This window comes from Brevibacillus sp. NPDC003359, from assembly GCF_042878995.1.
GTDB lineage: Bacteria > Bacillota > Bacilli > Brevibacillales > Brevibacillaceae > Brevibacillus.
In genome coordinates this window covers 236,561-256,152 of sequence record NZ_JBIAOR010000002.1, presented here as the reverse complement: position 1 = coordinate 256,152, position 19,592 = coordinate 236,561, and the positions used below count along the sequence as shown (strand labels likewise).

At 48.6% G+C, this 19,592-nt stretch carries 17 protein-coding genes and 1 other annotated feature; of the genes, 16 read left to right on the top strand and 1 reads right to left on the bottom strand.

Annotation, left to right across the window (positions count from 1 at the left end; translation table 11 throughout):
* The first annotated feature begins 2 nt into the window (after positions 1–2).
* From hemH to ACFYU8_RS10815, 5 genes are all read left to right on the top strand, one after another.
* Positions 3–935: a ferrochelatase gene (gene hemH / locus ACFYU8_RS10835; RefSeq protein WP_390298080.1), complete on the top strand. Its 933-nt coding sequence runs from the start codon at positions 3–5 to the stop codon at positions 933–935.
* A 12-nt stretch (positions 936–947) separates the two neighbouring features.
* Positions 948–2,357 carry a protoporphyrinogen oxidase gene (gene hemY / locus ACFYU8_RS10830; protein WP_390298077.1) on the top strand — a complete coding sequence of 470 codons (1,410 nt, stop codon included), beginning with the start codon at positions 948–950 and terminating at the stop codon, positions 2,355–2,357.
* A gap of 94 nt (positions 2,358–2,451) precedes the next feature.
* Positions 2,452–3,918 (top strand): LysM peptidoglycan-binding domain-containing protein, encoded by a 1,467-nt coding sequence (locus ACFYU8_RS10825; protein WP_390298074.1) that lies wholly within the window; start codon positions 2,452–2,454, stop codon positions 3,916–3,918.
* A gap of 13 nt (positions 3,919–3,931) precedes the next feature.
* Positions 3,932–4,930, top strand: coding sequence for a phosphotransferase (locus ACFYU8_RS10820; protein ID WP_390298071.1), 999 nt, complete (start codon positions 3,932–3,934; stop codon positions 4,928–4,930).
* Positions 4,917–5,912, top strand: a complete 996-nt coding sequence (locus tag ACFYU8_RS10815) for a hypothetical protein (RefSeq protein ID WP_390298068.1) — start codon at positions 4,917–4,919, stop codon at positions 5,910–5,912. Before ACFYU8_RS10820 ends, ACFYU8_RS10815 begins: the two co-directional genes overlap by 14 nt.
* Before the next feature lie 40 nt (positions 5,913–5,952).
* Here the strand turns inward: ACFYU8_RS10815 and ACFYU8_RS10810 are convergent, their stop codons facing one another.
* Positions 5,953–6,135, bottom strand: a complete 183-nt coding sequence (locus ACFYU8_RS10810) for a hypothetical protein (RefSeq protein WP_390298065.1) — start codon at positions 6,133–6,135, stop codon at positions 5,953–5,955.
* A 248-nt stretch (positions 6,136–6,383) separates the two neighbouring features.
* Here ACFYU8_RS10810 and ACFYU8_RS10805 point away from each other — a divergent pair, with 248 nt between their 5' ends.
* The 11 genes from ACFYU8_RS10805 to ACFYU8_RS10755 all read left to right on the top strand — a co-directional run bounded on the left by ACFYU8_RS10805 (position 6,384) and on the right by ACFYU8_RS10755 (position 19,520).
* A complete protein-coding gene (locus ACFYU8_RS10805) occupies positions 6,384–7,586 on the top strand; it encodes a PP2C family protein-serine/threonine phosphatase (RefSeq protein ID WP_390298062.1) in 1,203 nt (400 codons plus the stop codon).
* A 27-nt stretch (positions 7,587–7,613) separates the two neighbouring features.
* Positions 7,614–8,852 (top strand): ATP-binding protein, encoded by a 1,239-nt coding sequence (locus tag ACFYU8_RS10800; RefSeq protein WP_390298059.1) that lies wholly within the window; start codon positions 7,614–7,616, stop codon positions 8,850–8,852.
* 107 nt (positions 8,853–8,959) lie between these two features.
* A complete protein-coding gene (locus tag ACFYU8_RS10795) occupies positions 8,960–9,286 on the top strand; it encodes an STAS domain-containing protein (protein ID WP_007726674.1) in 327 nt (108 codons plus the stop codon).
* 58 nt (positions 9,287–9,344) lie between these two features.
* Positions 9,345–9,586, top strand: a binding site (T-box leader).
* A gap of 57 nt (positions 9,587–9,643) precedes the next feature.
* Positions 9,644–12,316: a valine--tRNA ligase gene (locus tag ACFYU8_RS10790; protein WP_390298056.1), complete on the top strand. Its 2,673-nt coding sequence runs from the start codon at positions 9,644–9,646 to the stop codon at positions 12,314–12,316.
* A 43-nt stretch (positions 12,317–12,359) separates the two neighbouring features.
* The gene (locus ACFYU8_RS10785) at positions 12,360–13,733 is read left to right on the top strand and encodes a bifunctional folylpolyglutamate synthase/dihydrofolate synthase (RefSeq protein ID WP_390298053.1); all 1,374 of its coding nucleotides are present in this window, start codon (positions 12,360–12,362) and stop codon (positions 13,731–13,733) included.
* A 1-nt stretch (position 13,734) separates the two neighbouring features.
* The gene (gene murC / locus ACFYU8_RS10780) at positions 13,735–15,117 is read left to right on the top strand and encodes a UDP-N-acetylmuramate--L-alanine ligase (protein ID WP_390298050.1); all 1,383 of its coding nucleotides are present in this window, start codon (positions 13,735–13,737) and stop codon (positions 15,115–15,117) included.
* Between the two features lie 461 nt (positions 15,118–15,578).
* Positions 15,579–16,574, top strand: coding sequence for a ketoacyl-ACP synthase III (locus ACFYU8_RS10775; protein ID WP_390298613.1), 996 nt, complete (start codon positions 15,579–15,581; stop codon positions 16,572–16,574).
* Positions 16,575–16,680: 106 nt separating this feature from the next.
* Complete coding sequence (locus ACFYU8_RS10770; RefSeq protein WP_390298047.1) at positions 16,681–17,115, top strand: prepilin peptidase; 435 nt, start codon at positions 16,681–16,683, stop codon at positions 17,113–17,115.
* 117 nt (positions 17,116–17,232) lie between these two features.
* Positions 17,233–18,525 (top strand): hypothetical protein, encoded by a 1,293-nt coding sequence (locus tag ACFYU8_RS10765; protein WP_390298044.1) that lies wholly within the window; start codon positions 17,233–17,235, stop codon positions 18,523–18,525.
* Positions 18,526–18,684: 159 nt separating this feature from the next.
* Positions 18,685–18,924 carry a DUF4321 domain-containing protein gene (locus ACFYU8_RS10760; RefSeq protein WP_390298041.1) on the top strand — a complete coding sequence of 80 codons (240 nt, stop codon included), beginning with the start codon at positions 18,685–18,687 and terminating at the stop codon, positions 18,922–18,924.
* 8 nt (positions 18,925–18,932) lie between these two features.
* The gene (locus ACFYU8_RS10755) at positions 18,933–19,520 is read left to right on the top strand and encodes a Maf family protein (RefSeq protein ID WP_390298039.1); all 588 of its coding nucleotides are present in this window, start codon (positions 18,933–18,935) and stop codon (positions 19,518–19,520) included.
* Positions 19,521–19,592: the final 72 nt, after the last annotated feature.

Genomic DNA, 19,592 nt, shown 5'->3' with positions numbered 1-19,592 from the left:
ACATGTCAAAGCAGAAGATTGGACTCTTGTTAATGGCGTATGGAACGCCACGCAGTCCTGAACAGATTGAACCATACTATACGCACATTCGCCGTGGTCGTAAGCCACCACAAGAACTGCTCGATGATTTGATGGCGCGTTACGAGGCTGTAGATGGATTGAATCGATTTGCAGACATTACGGATGAGCAGGTGCGCGCTCTCGAGCAGGAAATGAACAAACGCTACCCGAACCGAGAATTTGTAGGGTACCTTGGTTTGAAGCATATCGCTCCGTTTGTCGAGGACGCAGTAGAGCAAATGAAACGCGATGGGATTACGGAAGCGATCAGCCTTGTTCTGGCGCCTCATTATTCCAGTTACAGCGTCAAAGAATACAATGGTCGAGTACAGGAGCATTCCGCGGCAATCGGGGGACCTGTCATCCATAGCATTGAGAGCTGGTACCTGGAACCAGGCTTCATCGGATATTGGGCAGATGCCATTCAAGCGACGTTTGCCGGGATGACGGATGAAGAGCGTGGACAAGCAGTTGTGATCTTCTCGGCTCACAGCCTGCCGGAAAAAATCTTGAAGTCAGGTGATCCGTACCCCATGCAACTGGAAGAGACTGCAAAGCTCATTGCCGAGCAGGCAGGGATCACTTCTTATGCAATCGGATGGCAAAGCGCCGGAAATACACCTGATCCGTGGTTGGGACCGGATGTACAGGATTTGACCAGAGAGCTGTACGAAGCAAAAGGCTACCAAGCATTTGTTTACTGTCCTGTCGGTTTTATCGCGGAGCATTTGGAAGTTCTGTTTGATAATGATGTGGAATGCAAAGTGGTTACAGATGAGCTAGGGGTACATTACTATCGTCCTCCGATGCCTAACGCCAGACCTGCGTTCATTTCCTGTCTGGCTGATGCTGTCGGAAAGAAGCTGGCGAATTAGGGGATCGATCATATGAGCGATAATACCTATCATATTACGATTGTTGGCGGTGGCATCACAGGGTTGACCGCTGCTTATTACTTACAAAAGGAAATCGAAGCAAAAGGCTTGCCAATCCGGTTTCAACTGCTTGAAGAGCAGGGACGACTTGGTGGAAAAATCAAGACATGGCGTCACGAAGGATTTGTAATTGAGCAAGGTCCGGATTCGTTTCTTGAGCGGAAAACAAGTGCGGCTGAGCTGGCAGTCGACTTGGGGCTAGCAGATGATCTCGTTCGCAACAGTACAGGCCAAGCTTATATTTGGCATCAGGATCGCCTGAAGGCTATACCAGAAGGCGCGGTTATGGGTGTACCGACAAAGCTCATGCCTTTTGTCACGACCGATCTCATTTCTTGGCCGGGTAAGCTTCGGGCAGCTTTGGATCTCTTTCTTCCTGCATCAAAAGGAGACGGCGATATCTCCGTGGGTGACTTTTTTCGGCGTAGGCTAGGTAATGAAGTTATTGATAATCTTATAGCGCCTTTATTGTCCGGTGTCTACTCCGGGGATCTCGACAATCTCAGCTTGCTTGCGAGTTTTCCTCACTTCGCCAAAATGGAGAGTCAGCATCGCAGCCTGATTTTAGCGATGAAGCATTCTCGCCCGCAAGTGAAAATGCAAGGAAAGCCAAAAGGCATCTTCCTGACGTTGAAGAACGGCTTGCAGTCCTTGGTAGAGGAAATTGAGAAGAGTTTGCCTGAAGAAGTCATCTCGAAGAATACCGGTGTCAAAGAACTGCTGAAACGGCCAGACGGGAAGTACACCTTGGTATTGAAAAATGGGGAAACGATCGAGACAGATACGGTGCTGTTCACCGTACCACATGCTGTCGCAGAGCCGCTGTTCCGTTCTTATGTACAAGTTCCTACCCTGCCAAAAGCGAAGCCGCATATGGTCGCAACCATCGCTATGGCGTTTCCAGAGTCAGCGATTGATTTAGGGATGGAAGGGACAGGATTTATTGTACCGCGGCATTCTGGAGCAAAAATTACCGCGTGTACGTGGGCGCATCGCAAATGGCCGCATACGACGCCGAAAAACAAAGCCTTGCTGCGTAGCTTTGTAGGGAGAGCAGGAGAACAATCCTTCATGGAGCAAACAGACGAGGAGATTCTGGAGGTTGTCCTCCGCGATCTGCGCAAGATCATGACGATTCGAGCAGAGCCGGATTTTTATAACGTATCACGCTTGCAAAATGCCATTCCGTATGTTGTCGGACATCAGGCTTGGGTGCAGGAAGTGAACAATCAATTAAAAGAAAAACTCCCTGGTGTTATCGCGGCAGGTGCGTCGTACAGCGGCGTCGGTGTACCAGATTGTATTGATCAGGGGAAAAAAGCAATAGAAGAATGGATCGCGTCTGTAAAACCGGGGAGATAGATAACCCCGGTTTTTCCTTTTTTTTCGGTGCTAAACGGCTCGTCCTGTCCATATAGTATAGGGAAATGTCCTGCACTTGAAAGGAGGAGCACGAATGGCATTACAGGATGGGCAACTCTCTTTTGCCATCAAGGAGACCATTTTCCTCTCATCCGATAGAGCTGGAATAGGTGAATTGCAAGAACTGGAATTGGTTCCAGATGTGGAAGTATTGGAAAACGATTCCTACATCTCAATCACGGGCTGCTTGCAATTAGTAGGGAAGTACGAGCCAATCAGGGAAGCCGCAGAAGCGACAGGCGGCGAAGGAGAATCGCTGGTTGAGGCCATGACTTTTACTCCCTTTCGCCAGGAAGCATCGGATCAAGCCTTTTATGGCTGGGAGGAACAGATCGGTCATCGCATTCCGTTAAACATCACCATTCCGTTGGATCGGATTACGGAGATCGGAGACATCTACGCAATTGTGGACAGCTTTGATTACAAACTGGAATCACCACATCAAATGCTGATCGATGCCGATCTAAAGATTTTGGGGATAGTCCTGGGGGATAGAGCTGAACAAGCGGATCAGATCGAAACGCAGGCTGTAGGCCCAGGCGAAGGGGCATGGGAATACGCCTTCGCTGCTAGGGATGAGGGGCAAGAATATACAGAACCGACGTCCCTCGATGACATTGATCAAAAGCTAAGTGCGCTGGAGGAGGAATTGGAGCGGCAGGCATTGCCGGCATCCTATGAATCAACCGAATCGCCTTCCATGTTCGATACTCCGGCTATTGCTCAATCCGATGAAGATGAATACTACGAGCAATACGGCGATGTGCTGGAAGCGGCACAGTCCAATCCTCCGGAGAGCTGGGAGACCGCTCCTATTTCGTATGACTTTGATTCCCAACAATCTGCTTCGTACGATTCATCTGACTCCTATTCCGAGCAGGAAGCATTGGCAGATGAGCAAGAGCAGATGAGAGAAATAGCGGAAAAAGATCAAGGACATGAGGAGCCTATACTGGCTATTCACGATCAACAGGCTATCGCATACCAGCAAGTTTCCAATGAATCTACTGGGGCATCAGTCGAAGCAGAGTCGCAGGAAGCGGTGGAAGCCAGTGTGGTATCCGAACCGGAACCCGAGGAAGAAGCAGAACCAGTCGTTGCACAACCAGAGGCTGCCGCGGAGGATGTAGAAGTACGAGTGGCGATTTCAGGCAAACCCTCTCAGGAAGATAGAAGTCGCGTGAACATTACTTCCATCTTCTCACAAGCGAGTCGTGCCAAACAGGAGGCGTTGGAGGCGGAATCTTCATCTAGCTTTTCGCGACATGGCTCTGCAGCGAATGTCAACGCTTCTACGATGGAGGCTATGCAAAATCTCACGTCGTTTGTCCGGAAAAAAGAAGATCGCTCCAGTCAGCTGAAAATGTGCATTATTCAGCGAGATGAGACGTTAGAGCATATTTCACAACGATACTCCTTGCCAGTATCCAAAATCGTGGAAGTAAACCGATTAGCTTCCGAGCAGCTTGTAGCAGGGCAGATTCTGTACATCCCACAATAGGGAGTGGGGGACCGTGGATAAAATTGATCTCTCTGAGGTTTGCCAGCAATATCGGGCGCGCGTAATCCGAATTACGCCCCTTGATGATTGCTATTTACTGGAGACAAACCGGGGCCCCAAAGAACTCCACGTTTGGCCGCGTGTAGATGTGATGCGCTGGTCGTTTGCTTGGCGCGAACGACTGGCTCGTCAGGGGTTTCGAGAAGTGGAGCGGTTTATTCGGACGAGAGACACCAAGCCATTTTTGATTTTGGGTAAACGCGGTGTTACCATGACTGACCACCACCGACAAATCGAAGAATATCAGCCAGGCCAGGACATTGCGAGGCAATGCGGACGCGTGATCGCGATGATGCATCAGTCTCAGCAGGAAAGTCCTTTACTGTCCGGAAGTGATTTGCTTAAGCAGGAAAAACAACAAGTAGAAGAAAAAGGAAGTCGTGTCAAAGCTCTGGTAGAATCGTTCCGAGCCAAATATGGGCGGGATTCTAAGGGGAATCGCTGGGTATCGGAACTCATAACCCCGATGCTGCAAAGAATGGACCGTTCTGCTGCGATGCTTGCCCATGAGCGAATTACGGCGGAGGCGGTTGCTGTATCACATCGGGACCTTTTGCGTGACAACTGGGGAATGGTAAATGGGAAGCTGTACTTGAGAGGCTTTTTCCGGCCAGTGATTTCTGTCCAGCAACGCGACGTTGCTACCTTTTTGCGCGATCACTTTTTAATCCATAAGGATCTTAAGCAGATTGATGCATTTTTTGACGGCTATGAAGAAATTAAGCCACTCACCTATGGGAACTATTCGTTGATCCTCGCCTTTATGGCTCGTCCTCGTGAAGTGTACAGGAGTATCGAATCCTACGTGAAGCGAGTATCGTTGGATCAAGAAGTATCGATCGCTGGTATTGAGCAGGCCTTGCAGAGCCAACAATCGGTTGACTTGCTGCTTCGGCACATTGCAGAGCGGGCCGAGCGTTCGAGGAGGGAGGGAGTCTATGAGTCGGTATGATGACATTGCTCCTTTGTTCAAAGAGTATGACATGTATGCCCAGAGCATTGACATTTTAAAGGAGCCAAATGTATTTAAGGCGACGACTCCCTACGGCTCCTTTGTCTGCAAACGAGCGCAAATACCCGCTCAACGTCTTGTGTTCGTCAGCGATATGCTGCGTCAATTGCAGCACCGCGGATGGGATGGAGCAGTTCCTTTTACGTACACGAAATACGATGACCCTTTTGTCCAACAGGGTAGCGCCGCTTATTACGTAACGCCCTGGCAGGCTGGAAGCGAGGAGTGGGCCGGGGAACCCTTGTCTTGGGCGACTCCTGCCTTGGAGCGTTTGGCGGAGCTTCATCATTTGACACAAAACTATCGCTATGATGATCCGAGACAGGTAGAGCCACTTGTCGACTCATTGCTGAATCGTTGGCAATATTGGCAAGACCAGATTAATAAGGCAGCAAGCCTTGCGCAAGAACGCAAATATCCGTCCCCTTTTGATCTGGTGTTTTTGGCGAACAAGGAGTTTATTGAGGAAATGGCTCAAACAGCGACAGACTTATTGATCGATTGGCGAGAGCGGCATGAGACGCACGCGCATTTTCGCTTATCCTTGATCCATGGTAACCCGAATCCTGAGCATATTGTGCCAGATCGATCGGGTAAAGGAAGGCTCCTTAATTTTGATCGTGCGAGCTTCGATACACCCGTACGCGATTTGACGCTATTTTATCGTACCTATTTTCAAATGGCGGGGGATGAGGCTGGGGCTTCTCAGCTATTCCATCGCTACGCCGAGATATTTCCTCTGCAACCGGAAGAAATTGAACTGATGGCTGCGTTTCTGTCCTACCCGGAGAGAATCATGAGGGACTTGGATATTTATTATCATCATCCCCGCGAATGGAGCGAGTTTTACGCTGTCCAACGTTTTGAAAAAGATATGGACCGCCTGATGCGCCTGCATCGTTGGGTCCAGCAAGCCTTTTAATGAGCAACGTCTCACCGCGTGGGGCGTTGTTTTTCTTTTTTTATAACCATTCGAGGGAGATGGCAACATAGAGCATGGCTAGCAAACCGAGAAGGATGACATCAAAAGAGGTAGGAAACACAATCGTTCGGATAAACTGAAAAACCAATAACGGAAAGAGCACCTGTTTGCATCCGTATTTGATCCGTAAATACGTGGGGTTATACTTCCAACGAAAATTCATCACAATCACCTCATTCCAGCATATGCGCAGCAACTTTGGACAGTGTCTACAACCTTGAGCAAATGCCTAAAACATTTTCATTAAGGTAGATAGTGGTTTGAATCCTGCCTGAAAAGGGAAGGTGTAGGGCAGGAAGGCTAGGACGAACGAATAAAGGTGATCATAATGTTTTTGAAAATTGCCATAACCCTTTTCGCAATTCCCGAAAGAAAGAATTATGCTAAAGTGTGTATGGGAGTGGCTCGGGGATGAATCATCAATTGGTCAAACTTATGGAATTGAAACAGAATTACGAGTATCTGGTAATGACCAGCAATGAGCAAAGCAACCGCCAAGTCAATTATGAGAGTCTCATGCCATTTATAGAAGAGTTGGTCGATACGTGGTTCGTGAAAATGGACAAGCCTTGCTTCCTTTCGATCACGTTTGAATCGGCTCAAGGTGCTGTCTATTTTCAGATCGAGCGTGGCAGTAAAGAGAGCGCAAAAGTGAAGCGCGAAATAGAAGAACGCATTGTTGTCTCGGAACAGTGTGACACAGCTCAAACACCACGCTATGTCCACTTGTTCGCCCAGAGTAACGTCAATGACCGTGAACTAAAGGAACTGGAGAAATCTTTTTATGGGCTACTCCTCGTGAACATTCGGGCGTTGATCCTCAGGTGTCAACAGGACCAGTCATCAGGGCAGCATGAAATCGAGATGGAGATGAAGCTGGCTAGACGCATGCAGTCGATGCTCATTCCCACAGAAGAATTGCAGTTAACCAGGTTGCGAACAAGAACGGTTTACGTGCCAGTCGATTATGTAGGCGGAGATTACATCGATTATCGACAAATCAATGATCGCTACACCTGTTTCATGATTGCGGATGTGTCCGGGCATGGTTTTTTGGCCAGTATTTGGGCAACGGGAATTAGGATTGCCGCACGACAGGTTTTGCAGTCCAGCTATTCGCCGGATGAGATTTTAGAAAGACTCAATCAGTTGCTTTATGCAGATTTGGTGAAAACCCGTTCTTACATTACGATGCTGGTTGCTGTCTATGACGAGGTGGAACACAAAATTCGATTTGGGAGGGCAGGACATCCACAGCCTTTTTATTTGTCCAAGTCGAATCAAACCGTTTTAGCTAGCAAGGGTGGCGTCGGCCTAGGGCTTTTGCCCGATAGCACGTATCAAATGGAGGAGGTACCCTTAGAAGAAGAGGGCATGCTATTGCTCTACACAGATGGTTTGCTGGATACAGGGAGAAAAGAAGTGTTTCGAGGCAGTAGGCATTGGCTAGAAGAACTGTCCTCCTTATTGAATATGCCTGGTGATAGTAAGCAGGAGTCGATGAATCGAGTTGAGGCCTACTTAATGGGGATAACACAGCAGGGACAACAAACGGATGATATTTCTGTGTTGATTCTTCAATTTGAGCCTGAAGAGAGTATAGCCCTCGTGTAGTTGCGCCAGTGAATAGGAGGATGAACTGTGATTTTGTGTGAGCGTTGTCCGGACAATCCCACTTGTGATAATTGCCTTGTCGCACTACGTTCTGGCGGTGCAGCGAGCAAAGTAGTTCCGCCCCGCACTGTAAAGGTGACGAACCTGGCAACGATGGAATCGTTCCAAGCGAAGCTGGTAGCAGTGAGTCGGACGACCATTGGGTTAAGCAGTTCTGATCATGTTTTGCACGGACGCATAGAAATAGAGCTCGCCTATGATTTCCGAATTATCGGTAGCGGATTGCGTGGTATCGCAGGTGATCCTTACTACATTATCGATATCGAAAAAGTTTTGCGACGGGAAGATGTTTTGGAGCGATTGCTCCTGGAAGAATTTCATACGTGGCACATGAGTGGCGAATTGGACCCGGCAGACGTCTTGTTACATTGGAGGGATCGAGACGACGAGCGGGGGCGATTAATAAAACAAGAGATTCAGAAGCTGTCGATATTGCGTCAGATCGAGACCATTTTCCTCTATCTTTACGATGAAGGGAAAGTACGTCCGTTGGGTGACGTTCGCGCAAATTCGGAAGTAGAGCGAGAAATGCAACGACTGGTCGAAGAAGCGGCTGGATCGGGTGGACCTGTGAGGGAGCAGATTGTCACTGCTGATGGCACAAAGGTGTTTGAACTATACACATCTGTACTGCCAGATCGGACCTGTGGAATCGCCTTGATTGATGTCACCGCCGTCATTGCAGAAGAACGCAAACGCAAAAGACGGGAATGGGAGATCTATAGAGATATTCTTGGTGTGGTCACAGAGAGTAAGTTATTGTTGCTTAGTGATGAAGAATTATTTTCCTTGCTTCGGGAAGGTCATAAGCTCTTGGCAATCGATATCCGTTTACCGGAGCAGCTTGCAGAACTGCGTAAATTGTTCAAGCAAGCTTTGGAACCACAAGGCATTTCTGACAAACGATTGCTGCAGTTTCTCGTTGCTGTCAACGAAGCTGCTTCCAATACGTTGAAGCACGGAAATGGTGGTGTGGTTACGCTATACCTATCGAATGACAAGCAGATGTGCCGGGCTGTGATCCATGATGAAGGGCAAGGAATTTTGCTCGAGGATATCCCGCGTGCTACCCTACAGCAAGGATTTTCTACGCGCCACTCGCTGGGGGCTGGTTTTCACGTGATCCTGCAATACTGTGATCGTGTTTATTTGAGCAGCTCGCTGGCAGGTACGAAGCTTATTTTAGAATGCATCCTTCCTCGTTAAGCTACGATTTCCAAAACGCCAAATGTTTGCACGTGAATGAAAATGGGTAATATAGTAAAAGGACGAGCAGATTGGGTGTACCGATACCTATTGAGAGGAGTTTGAGCATGGACTACCGCGCAACAGAGGCGAACGGACAGGCTACTTTGTTTTTCGTCGGAGAGTTGGACATGGCTGTAGGAGATCGAGTAGGTGAATTGCTCCAGCAGTATGGAGGGCGAAATCAATCCGTTACCGTCGATTTTCAAGGTGTCTCCTTTGTAGATTCTTCCGGTATTGGAAGCCTGTTTTTTACTACGAAAGAACTGTTGGCCATGGGTAAACAGGTAGAAATCGTCAATGTCCGAGAAGAGATTCTCGATATTTTGGGCGTGCTCGGTTTTACCGAAGCACTGGGCATTGCGGTTGGAAAAGTGGGCGAAACCCGGGTTTGACGCCAAACAGCGTGATTGTATATAATAGTGAAAGCTAACAATACGACAACTACATAGGATATGAACGATGAGTGGGAAGAGTAAGCCAGGACGCCCTAGCAGAGAGGAGAATCAGTTGCTGCGAGATTCTCTAGGGTAACGTATGGCTGAAGGTCGCCCAGGAGTTTTTTCGGTGAAAGCATGTGCCTAGCCGAAACCGGTTCGCAACCGTTATCTTGTCAGAGTGAACACACCATAAGCATGACGTTTATCGTGTGTTAACAAAGGTGGTACCGCGAAAATAATCCTTTCGTCCTTTGCGATGAAGGGTTTTTTTATTTTTTGCAAAGCAAGTTATGCTAATAGGAGGAGTCGTATATGTCTACACAGCCAACAACCGACATCGACCAATTGCTGCCGAAGAACTATGATCCAAAGGCAGCAGAGAACAAATGGTATCCGTATTGGATCGAAAAACAATTTTTCAAGGCAGAACGTGACCCGAATAAACGTCCGTTTACGATTGTCATTCCACCGCCGAACGTAACTGGTAAATTGCACTTGGGCCATGCGCTGGATACGACTTTGCAAGATATCATTACGCGTACCAAGCGTATGCAAGGCTACAGCACTTTGTTCTTGCCTGGTATGGACCACGCTGGAATCGCAACTCAAGCTCGCGTGGAAGCTACTTTGCGTGAAGAAGGCATCTCTCGTCATGATCTGGGCCGCGAAAAATTCGTGGAAAAGATATGGGAGTGGAAGCACATTTACGCTTCGCACATTCGTGAGCAGTGGGAAAAGCTCGGTCTTGCCCTGGATTACTCCCGCGAGCGTTTTACGATGGATGAAGGCTTGTCCCAAGCTGTACGCGAAGTATTTGTTCGCCTGTACGATAAAGGCTTGATCTATCGCGGCAACCGCATCATTAACTGGGACCCTGCTGCCCGCACGGCTCTGTCCGATATTGAAGTAATCTACAAGGAAGTAAAAGGTGCGCTGCATCACATGCGTTACCCATTGGCAGATGGCACCGGTTATATCGAGGTAGCTACAACCCGTCCTGAAACGATGCTCGGTGATACGGCTGTAGCGGTACATCCGGAAGATGAGCGTTACAAGGACATGATCGGCAAAACCGTGATTTTGCCAATCGTAGGACGCGAAATTCCAATCGTAGCAGATGACTACGTTGATCCTGAGTTTGGTTCTGGCGCTGTAAAAATTACGCCAGCACATGATCCGAATGACTTTGAATTGGGTCTTCGTCATCAGTTGCCACAAATCGTTGTCATGGATGAGACTGGCGCGATGAACGAGCTGGCAGGTATTTACAAGGGCTTGGATCGCTTTGCATGTCGCAAGCAAATCATCAAAGATTTGACTGAGCAAGGCGTGATGTTCAAGGTCGAGGAGCATATTCATCAGGTTGGACACAGTGAGCGCAGCGATGCCGTTGTTGAACCATACCTTTCTACCCAATGGTTCGTAAAAATGCAGCCTCTGGCTGACGAAGCATTGGAGAATGCAAATAGCCCTGAGAGCGTGAAATTCGTCCCAGAGCGCTTCAAGACAAATTACCTGCGTTGGATCGAAAACATCCGCGACTGGTGCATCTCCCGTCAGCTATGGTGGGGTCACAGAATTCCTGCATGGTATTGCGGAGATTGTAATGAAACGATTGTATCCCGTACAGATGTGACGGAGTGCCCAAGCTGCCACAGTCGCAAGCTGGAGCAGGACAACGACGTTCTCGATACATGGTTCTCCTCTGGTCTATGGCCGTTCTCGACACTGGGCTGGCCGGAAGAATCCGAGGATATGAAATACTTCTATCCAACGAATGTCCTGGTAACAGGCTACGATATCATCTTCTTCTGGGTTGCTCGCATGATGTTTTCAGGTCTTGAATTTACCGGGAAAAGTCCGTTTGAATCCGTCTTGATCCACGGCATTATTCGCGACTCTGAGGGCCGCAAAATGTCCAAATCACTTGGCAACGGTGTCGATCCGATGGAAGTGATTGAGAAGTACGGAGCTGATGCGCTGCGATACACGCTGGCGACTGGGAATTCCCCAGGAAATGACCAGCGCTTCTATTGGGAAAAGGTGGAGGCAAACCGCAACTTCGCGAACAAGATTTGGAATGCGTCTCGTTTTGCCTTGATGAACCTGGCTGATTTCAAATACGAAGAAATCGATTTGAGCGGTGAGCTGTCTACACCAGACAAATGGATTCTCTCCCGTCTACAAGCGACAATCGCAGATGTAACCCGTCTGTCTGACGCATTTGAATTCGGTGAAGCAGGCCGTGTGCTTTACAACTTCATTTGGGATGACCTGTGTGACTGGTATATCGAAATGGCGAAGCTGCCATTGTACGGTACAGATGAAGCGGCGAAGAAAACAACCCAATCCGTTCTGGTGACCGTTCTGGATCAAACGCTCAAGCTGTTGCATCCGTTCATGCCGTTCATCACGGAGGAAATTTGGCAAGCATTGCCGCACCAAGGCGAGAGCATCACAGTAGCACCTTGGCCAACCGTTAATGAACAATGGATGTTTGCTGAAGCAGAAAGCGAAATGAACCAATTGATGGATATCATCCGCAGCGTACGCAACATCCGTGCAGAAGTAAACGTACCGATGTCCAAGAAAATTGAGCTCTTGATCAAGCCAAGCGATGCATTGTCCGCTGAGCGCCTGATACGCGGTGAACACTACCTCGCTCGTTTCTGCAACCCTGAGCGTCTGGAAATCAGCCTGGATCTGGCTACGCCTGATAAAGCGATGTCTGCTGTGATCACGGGAGCAGAATTGTTCCTTCCACTGGCAGGCTTGATCGATATCGAGCAAGAGCTGAAACGCCTGGAAAAAGAAGTGGCGACACTCAGCGGAGAAGTGGAGCGTATTGAGAAAAAGCTCAACAACGCCGGATTTATGGCCAAGGCACCTGAAAAAGTAGTCGCAGAGGAAAAAGCGAAGATGGCAGACTACATGGATAAGCGGGATAAAGTGATTGCACGACTTGCCGAATTGAAGGGCGAATGATCCGCCATACCATCGCATATTTTTGAGAATGGAGCATTGTGGTATGCATGCAGAAGAAGGGTTTGTAGAATACCCGCAAGCGCTCGACTGGCTGCATGGGCTGCTCAGGTTCGGTCAACGGCCGGGGCTTGAGAGAATGCAGTGGGTTTTGGAGCAACTAGGACATCCTGAGCGGAGAATCCCATTTATTCATGTGGCTGGCACCAATGGAAAAGGTTCAACCTGCGCATTCCTGACGCAAATGCTGATGGAAGCAGGATATAGTGTAGGTACATTTACCTCTCCTTATTTGCTTGATTTCCGTGAACGCATCCGTTACAACGGCAGCATGATCGCGGAAGAAGATCTATTGCAGTTGGTGAATGAAGTCAAGGTATGGGTACACCGATGCGAACAAGAAACAGAGTTCGGTTCTCCTACCGAATTTGAAGTGATTACGCTGATCGCCATTCTTTATTTCTCAAGAGTGGCGAGACCAGCGGTAGTCGTATGGGAAACAGGACTAGGCGGGCGATTGGATTCGACGAACGTCGTCCTTCCGCTTGTTTCAGTCATCACGAATATCGGCATGGACCATACACAAGTGTTGGGAGAAAGCTTGGAAGAAATTGCTCGGGAAAAAGCGGGCATTATCAAGCCGGGTGTTCCTGTAGTCACAGGTGAGGTCAGGCCGGAACTTCTCGCGGTTTTTGAGGAGCGCGCCAGACAAACGAAGAGTACGCTATACCATATAGGTGAGCATTTCCAGGCAGAGCAGGTAGAGGAGCGACTGGGTGAACAACAGCTTCGTTACAAAAGCATTCACCGTCGAGCGGAAGCCTCCTACCGTCTTACCATGAATGGAATTCACCAAACAACCAATGCGGCAGTTGCCTTAATGACCATCGATGTCCTGCGAAATTACTTTTCTTTCTTGTTGGAGGAAGAAGAAATATCTCGCGGTTTGCAACAAACGCGTTGGCCTGGTCGTCTAGAAGTCATCTCTCCAAGACCAATGGTTATCTTGGATGGGGCACACAATCAGGAAGGAATGGAGGCGCTTGTAAGCAGTCTGGATCGGTTGTTGCCGGACGGAGTACGGTTGCATTTGCTCTTTTCTGGATTGGCAGATAAGCCGCTTGCCAAAATGGCAGAGTCGCTCGCACCATTAAAGTCAAAGATCAAAAAGCTGCATGTGACAACTTTTGATTTCCCGCGTGCAGCCGAAGCCAATAACTTACAAGAGTCGTTTTTAGCCGGTGGCTGGGAGCAGGAGTTTCTCGATGCAGTCCCAGACTGGCGGGCGTTTCTCCTTTCTTGGATGCGGGAGAAGCAATCAGCGAAGGCGGATGACTGGTTGGTCGTCTGCGGATCGCTCTACTTCATCGCCCAAGTACGCGCATTCTTTCCCACTATAGTAGAAGAGGCAGGTGAATAGGGTGGATCAGGCCCAACACGTCCACTTTGTGGGCATCGGCGGTTATGGCATGAGTGCCATTGCCCGCGTCTTGATCGACCTTGGATACAAGGTAACCGGCTCCGATGTCGCCATGAATGATTTGGCGAAAAAGCTGGAAGCAAGAGGGGCGGTCATTCATATTGGCCATAATGCTGCCCACGTGGAGGGAGCAGACAGCATCGTATACTCCACCAGTATTTCCAAAGACAATCCTGAGGTGATCGCAGGCCAAGCATTAGGAATTCCGGTCATGCACCGTTCCCAAATGCTTGCTCGCATATTGAATGAACGCACAGGAGTAGCAGTAGCCGGAGCACACGGCAAGACGACCACGACATCGATGATCTCTCACGTACTGGAAGAGTGCGGTGTAGACCCGACTTTCATCATCGGCGGTGAATTGATGAGTGCTGGTACCAATGCAAAAGCAGGTACCAGTGACTATGTCATTGCCGAGGCAGACGAGAGCGACGGTTCCTTTTTGGAATACAGACCGATGTATGAAATTGTGACGAGTATCGAAGCAGATCATCTGGAGCATTTCGATGGCGACTTCAACAATTTGAAACAGGCGTATGTTCAGTTCTTGAGCCATCTCAAACCGGATGGAAAAGCGATCTTGTGCATCGATGATCCACATGTGCGGGAAGTCATACCGTCCGTCGAAAAAACGGTCGTGACGTATGCAGTCGATCCGAACTTTGTGGCACAAGCACAGTTTTCTGCCACTTCGATTGAGTGTGGGGATCGTTGCAGTAAGTGCCAGATTTATCACAAGGATGAGCTTTTGGGTGAATTGTTGCTCGCAGTCCCAGGCAAGCATAATATTGCAAATGCACTGGCTGCGATCATCGTTTGCCTGGATACTGGCCTTTCCTTTGAAAAAATTGCAAAAGCACTGTCTACGTTTAGCGGCGCCAAGCGCAGATTTCAAATTATCGGGGATGCACGAGGCGTTCTCGTCGTTGACGACTACGCTCATCATCCGACGGAAATTATCGCTACACTAAGTGGTGCAAGGGCATCAGGCCGACGCGTGATCGCTGTGTTTCAGCCACAACGCTACACACGCACGTATTTCCTCATGGATGAATTCAGCCGTGCCTTTGCAGAAGCGGACGAAGTGATCATCACGGATATCTACTCTCCAGCGGGAGAAGAAAAAATCGAAGGAGTTACTTCCGAGGTGTTGGTGCAAAAAATCCGCACGAACAGTCACCCGCGTGCACAGTACATTCCGACAAAGGAACAAATGCAGGAGCATGTCTTCCAAGGATTGCAAGAGGGCGATCTCGTGTTGACAATGGGTGCAGGAGATATTTGGAAATCCGCTTACTGGCTGGCTGAAAAGCTTGAAAAATAACGGATAGCGACATTTGAAGACTTGAAGCCTACGGGTTTCAAGTCTTTTTTACTATCGGAAAGTTTTGATGTAATACCGCTAAGGATGATCTACCTATGTTTTAAAAAGTATCGATGAACCAACAATGCTGGTGAGAAGAAAAAGCACAGGGCTCGTAGACCTTGACAGCGCCTACCCAGTCGGAACTTCCAAAAGGGGACCACGGTTGTCGAACACTTCTTCCCTGAGAAACTTCCGCCCGTAGGGTGGCTTTGGATCGACGGTCCCCTTTTGGAAGTGGAGACGGCCAGTGAATCCCCATGCAGGCGTGTCAGAGTCGAAGAGAACTGTGCTTTTTCTTCTCCTCCACTATGTTGACTCCAATCAGCGCCCCTTCCTAAGTTTTTAATTACGAAAAATTAGTACTAGATACTAATATCTAGTGTTATAATCAGATCATAAAAACGGAAGGTGATGATCGGATCATGACAAATGCTAGCCCCTTCAAGTCGCGGATTACCGCTATCGGTACGTATGTGCCGAGTCGCGTTCTTACCAATGAAGATATGGAAAAGCTAGTGGAGACATCGAATGAGTGGATTTTACAACGCACGGGTATTCATGAGCGCCGTATGGCAAGGGAAGATGAATTCACCAGTGATCTGGCCATCGCCGCTATCCACGATATGATCGCAACTTATGAGAAGGATGTCCGCGATGTCGATATGATTTTGGTCGCGACCAGTACGCCAGACTATCCATTTCCAAGTGTTGCAAGCCAAATCCAGGCGCATTTTCAAGTTGAGCAGGCCGGAGCGATGGACCTCTCCGCTACCTGTGCAGGATTTACGTATGCACTTCATACGGCAAATGCTCTCATCAGCTCTGGTTTGCATCGCAAAGTGTTGGTGGTAGGTGCAGAAACGTTAACAAAAGTAACCGACTATACGGATCGTACGACGTGTATCCTGTTTGGGGATGGGGCGGGTGCGGTGCTGGTTGAGCAGGATTCTACAGCTCCCGGTTTTTTGTCCGCCTATGTAGGTTCAAAGGGAGACGGAGGGATTCATGTATACCGATCGGGCTTGTCAATGCATATGGACGGACGAGAATTGAGCGGGAATGGATGCATGGTCCAAAACGGGAGAGAAGTGTACAAGTGGGCAGTCACAACTGTTCCAAAGGGGATGCAGGAGGTAGTGAGCCGGGCGGGCAAAAAGCTAGAAGATGTCGACTGGTTCATCCCGCACAGTGCCAATTTACGCATGATTGAATCCATATGCGAGAAGAGTCAGTTCCCTCTCGAGCAGACATTGTACAGTCTGACACACTACGGCAACACATCAGCGGCTACCATACCATTGTCGCTCGACTTGGGGATCAAGGAAGGCAAAGTAAAAGCAGGGGATACGATCCTGTTGTATGGGTTTGGCGGCGGTCTCGTCCACGCTGGTCTTTTGTTTACTTGGAATCCGTAAAAGATGCTCGTAAATCGAGAGGCTGTCCAGAACCGTTCTGGGCAGTTTTTTTGTCCCAGGAAAGAAACGTATTCTTAAAGACAGTTTTCGACTGGGGGAAGAAGAAATGGCAAACGCTGTGATATTATTCGGGCTCTGCATTTACCTCTCGTGGGTAGATTTTCGCCATAGACGCATACCCAATCGCGCATTAGGTGCAGGGTTTGTACTAATCTCGCTTCTTGAGTTCGTTCTCTCTTCGCCGATGGAATGGCTGATAGCTGGACTCTTTGCGATTCTCTGTTTACTGGTATTTGGATGGATCAGCTGGCACAGGCCGCTTGCACTTGGTATGGGCGATGTGAAGCTGTTCGCCCTAGTCTGCTATGGCCTTGGAGTCCGCGATTTTGTAGTCGTTCTTACGATTGCGAGCTTGGCAGCTTTGCTCGTCTCTCTCGTTTTATTGCTGCTTCGAAAAGTAAGTATAAAATGCGAAGTGCCGTTTGCGCCTTTTGTGACGATTGGGTTAGCTCTCATTTTGTATATGAACGAAACCTACTGAAATGGCAAGGGGAATCGTAGTAGAAACAAATTCGATAGAATCACTAGATAGAAGTCATAACCCGTCCGACCAAAACGTATGCTAGTACAAAGAGCCTGTGACTAGGAGGGCAAGCGTATGAGCGGACAAAATAAAAATCGTGTGACTGTCAAAATGAACGGAAGGTCCTGGGATGAAAAGCGGGAGGACATCTCAAAGGAAGCAAGTAAAAAGCGCACCCCAAAGGATGACACGCCACGCATTCGTTTTCAGGCTCCTCCCTTGCCGTTTACTGACCCGTTTAAGGAGAAGGGCAACGAAGCATGGGAGCGGATGATGCAGCTACGTGGAACTGCCGCGAGAGAAACGAAGCCAAACATTGAATTCGATCAGACGAATAACGACTCCACTGAGTCCGAGTGCTCCTTAGACGATACCGAAGAGAAGGGATACCGGAGTAGCCCTGGTAGTCGACTCGCGGCATTATGGCCAAAGGGGCCCTTTTGGCGCACGACTTTAACAACAGGTGGGGCTATAGCAATTGGCCTCTTGTTCGGATTTCTCGTTTTGACGGTCTTCTCCCAAAAGGAGTTTTCCGAGTCTTACGGAAATGTTCTGAGTGATACAGTCCAGACGTTAACTTCGCCCGGTGCAGGCACTGAACAAGCGAACGTGAAAAATGGCGTGGCAGGTCCCACTCTGCCTGAGGAAGGTCAACAAACACAAGGTGCGCAGGCGAATGGTAACGCAGTGGGTCAAAAAGAGGTAGCGTTACAACTGCCAGCCGTAAACATGTATGTCGCACAAGCAGGTGTATTCCAGCCGGATGCATCCCCGCAAACAGCTGTGGAGCCATTGGAGAAAGCTGGTATTCCTCATCTGCTTTATAAGGACGCAAGCAAGCAGTACATGTTCGCCGCGGTTGCTCCAACAAGAGATGCTGTGCTAGGCTTTGCCGCCAGTCTGAAAAACAGAGGCATGGATATATACGTCAAAGAATTTTCCTTTCCTGCTTTTGAAGGGTCTGTCCCTGTCGGAAAAGCCGCCAACGCATCCGCTGACCCTAACGTCAGTGCCTTTTTCACCCACGGAGTCAAACTCGTCCAAACACTTTCAGCACAATCAGGGCTGATAATAACGACAGGTCAACTTTCTCCAACGGCAAAAGAAACGGCAGAATTAAAAGAAATTCACCGCCAATTTTTGGAGGAAAGCCGCCGTATTGAAGCAAAGGAAGCCTGGAAGCCATTGCTAGATGGGATGGTAAATGGGGTGAATCAGGCGCTGGCAGCCAGGGACAAAATGGCAGAAGCAAGCGCTGGTAAAAAAGTGGAAAGCGCTGAATCCTATGCGTGGCAAGTGCAGGCAGGTATCCTTGCCTTTTTCGAGAGCTACGCGAGCTGGATTCAAAATGCACATTCATCCACATAAATGCATGTTTATATGGTCTTCCGCAAGGTTTTCTTGCAGGAGGCCTTTTCTTTCTATACAGTAACTACCAAGAGCAATCAGGGATTGTTTCGCTTCTCCCCATTTGCTAAACTTATGTTTGGCAAAAAGAGAATCCCTTATAAAAAGGGAGTTGGGAAAATGGGGAAAGAAACGCTTATTCTCGTGTTTCTGTTGGTGAGTGGACTTTTGTTTGGCAGCATTATCGGGGAGATTTTAAGTCCCTGGCTACCTTTTTTGACCAAGAGCAAAGAGATTACTTGGTCGCCTGCGGCAGATTTAGAAATTTTGAAGTACGAACTGAACTTTCAGGTAAAACTAAATCTAGCCAGTATTGGAGGCTTAGCCCTCGCATTTTGGATACATCGACGAATAAAGTAGGTTGAAAAATGACGAAAAAAAATGTTCCTCTCATTCTGGCTTCATCTTCGCCGCGTCGAAGGGAGCTTCTGCAAACGTTAGGCTTATCATTTACCATCATCACCAGTGATGTAGATGAGACGACAGCAGAGCATTTATCTGCGAAGGAAGTAGTAGAAGAATTGTCTTTGCGCAAGGCCAAGGAAGTGGCTTCTCGCTTGACGGAAGGCGTCGTTTTAGGATCTGATACGGTAGTCGTTCTTGATGGCCAAATATTGGGCAAGCCTGTTGACGAAATGGACGCATATCGCATGTTGTCCATGCTCCAGGGGCAAGAGCATACCGTTTATAGTGGAGTCGCCTTGATAGATGTGGAGACAGGCCGTACGGAAGTCTCTCATAGTCTAACACACGTAAGAATTCGAGCTTTAACGGAGCAAGAAATCAAGTCGTACATTGCGACGGGTGAGCCGATGGACAAAGCGGGCTCATACGCCATTCAGGGTATTGGAGCCACGATTGTGGAAGGGATAACCGGTGACTACTTCACTGTTGTTGGTCTTCCGTTAGGTCTGACATCTACCCTTTTGACACGTTTTGGGATGCCAATATTGTAAAGTTGTCATGCTTGAAGCAAGCGGCGACGGCCATACGCCTCATGAACATCTTCATGTCAGCCGTTTTCGATA

What these genes read in the sequence shown, in the direction of transcription:
- hemH (WP_390298080.1), top strand. Translation starts at nt 3, where the DNA reads ATGTCAAAGCAGAAGATTGGACTCTTGTTAATGGCGTATGGAACGCCA.
- hemY (WP_390298077.1), top strand. Translation starts at nt 948, where the DNA reads ATGAGCGATAATACCTATCATATTACGATTGTTGGCGGTGGCATCACA.
- ACFYU8_RS10825 (WP_390298074.1), top strand. Translation starts at nt 2,452, where the DNA reads ATGGCATTACAGGATGGGCAACTCTCTTTTGCCATCAAGGAGACCATT.
- ACFYU8_RS10815 (WP_390298068.1), top strand. Translation starts at nt 4,917, where the DNA reads ATGAGTCGGTATGATGACATTGCTCCTTTGTTCAAAGAGTATGACATG.
- ACFYU8_RS10810 (WP_390298065.1), bottom strand. Translation starts at nt 6,135, where the DNA reads ATGAATTTTCGTTGGAAGTATAACCCCACGTATTTACGGATCAAATAC.
- ACFYU8_RS10805 (WP_390298062.1), top strand. Translation starts at nt 6,384, where the DNA reads ATGAATCATCAATTGGTCAAACTTATGGAATTGAAACAGAATTACGAG.
- ACFYU8_RS10795 (WP_007726674.1), top strand. Translation starts at nt 8,960, where the DNA reads ATGGACTACCGCGCAACAGAGGCGAACGGACAGGCTACTTTGTTTTTC.
- ACFYU8_RS10790 (WP_390298056.1), top strand. Translation starts at nt 9,644, where the DNA reads ATGTCTACACAGCCAACAACCGACATCGACCAATTGCTGCCGAAGAAC.
- ACFYU8_RS10785 (WP_390298053.1), top strand. Translation starts at nt 12,360, where the DNA reads ATGCATGCAGAAGAAGGGTTTGTAGAATACCCGCAAGCGCTCGACTGG.
- ACFYU8_RS10770 (WP_390298047.1), top strand. Translation starts at nt 16,681, where the DNA reads ATGGCAAACGCTGTGATATTATTCGGGCTCTGCATTTACCTCTCGTGG.
- ACFYU8_RS10765 (WP_390298044.1), top strand. Translation starts at nt 17,233, where the DNA reads ATGAGCGGACAAAATAAAAATCGTGTGACTGTCAAAATGAACGGAAGG.
- ACFYU8_RS10760 (WP_390298041.1), top strand. Translation starts at nt 18,685, where the DNA reads ATGGGGAAAGAAACGCTTATTCTCGTGTTTCTGTTGGTGAGTGGACTT.
- ACFYU8_RS10755 (WP_390298039.1), top strand. Translation starts at nt 18,933, where the DNA reads ATGACGAAAAAAAATGTTCCTCTCATTCTGGCTTCATCTTCGCCGCGT.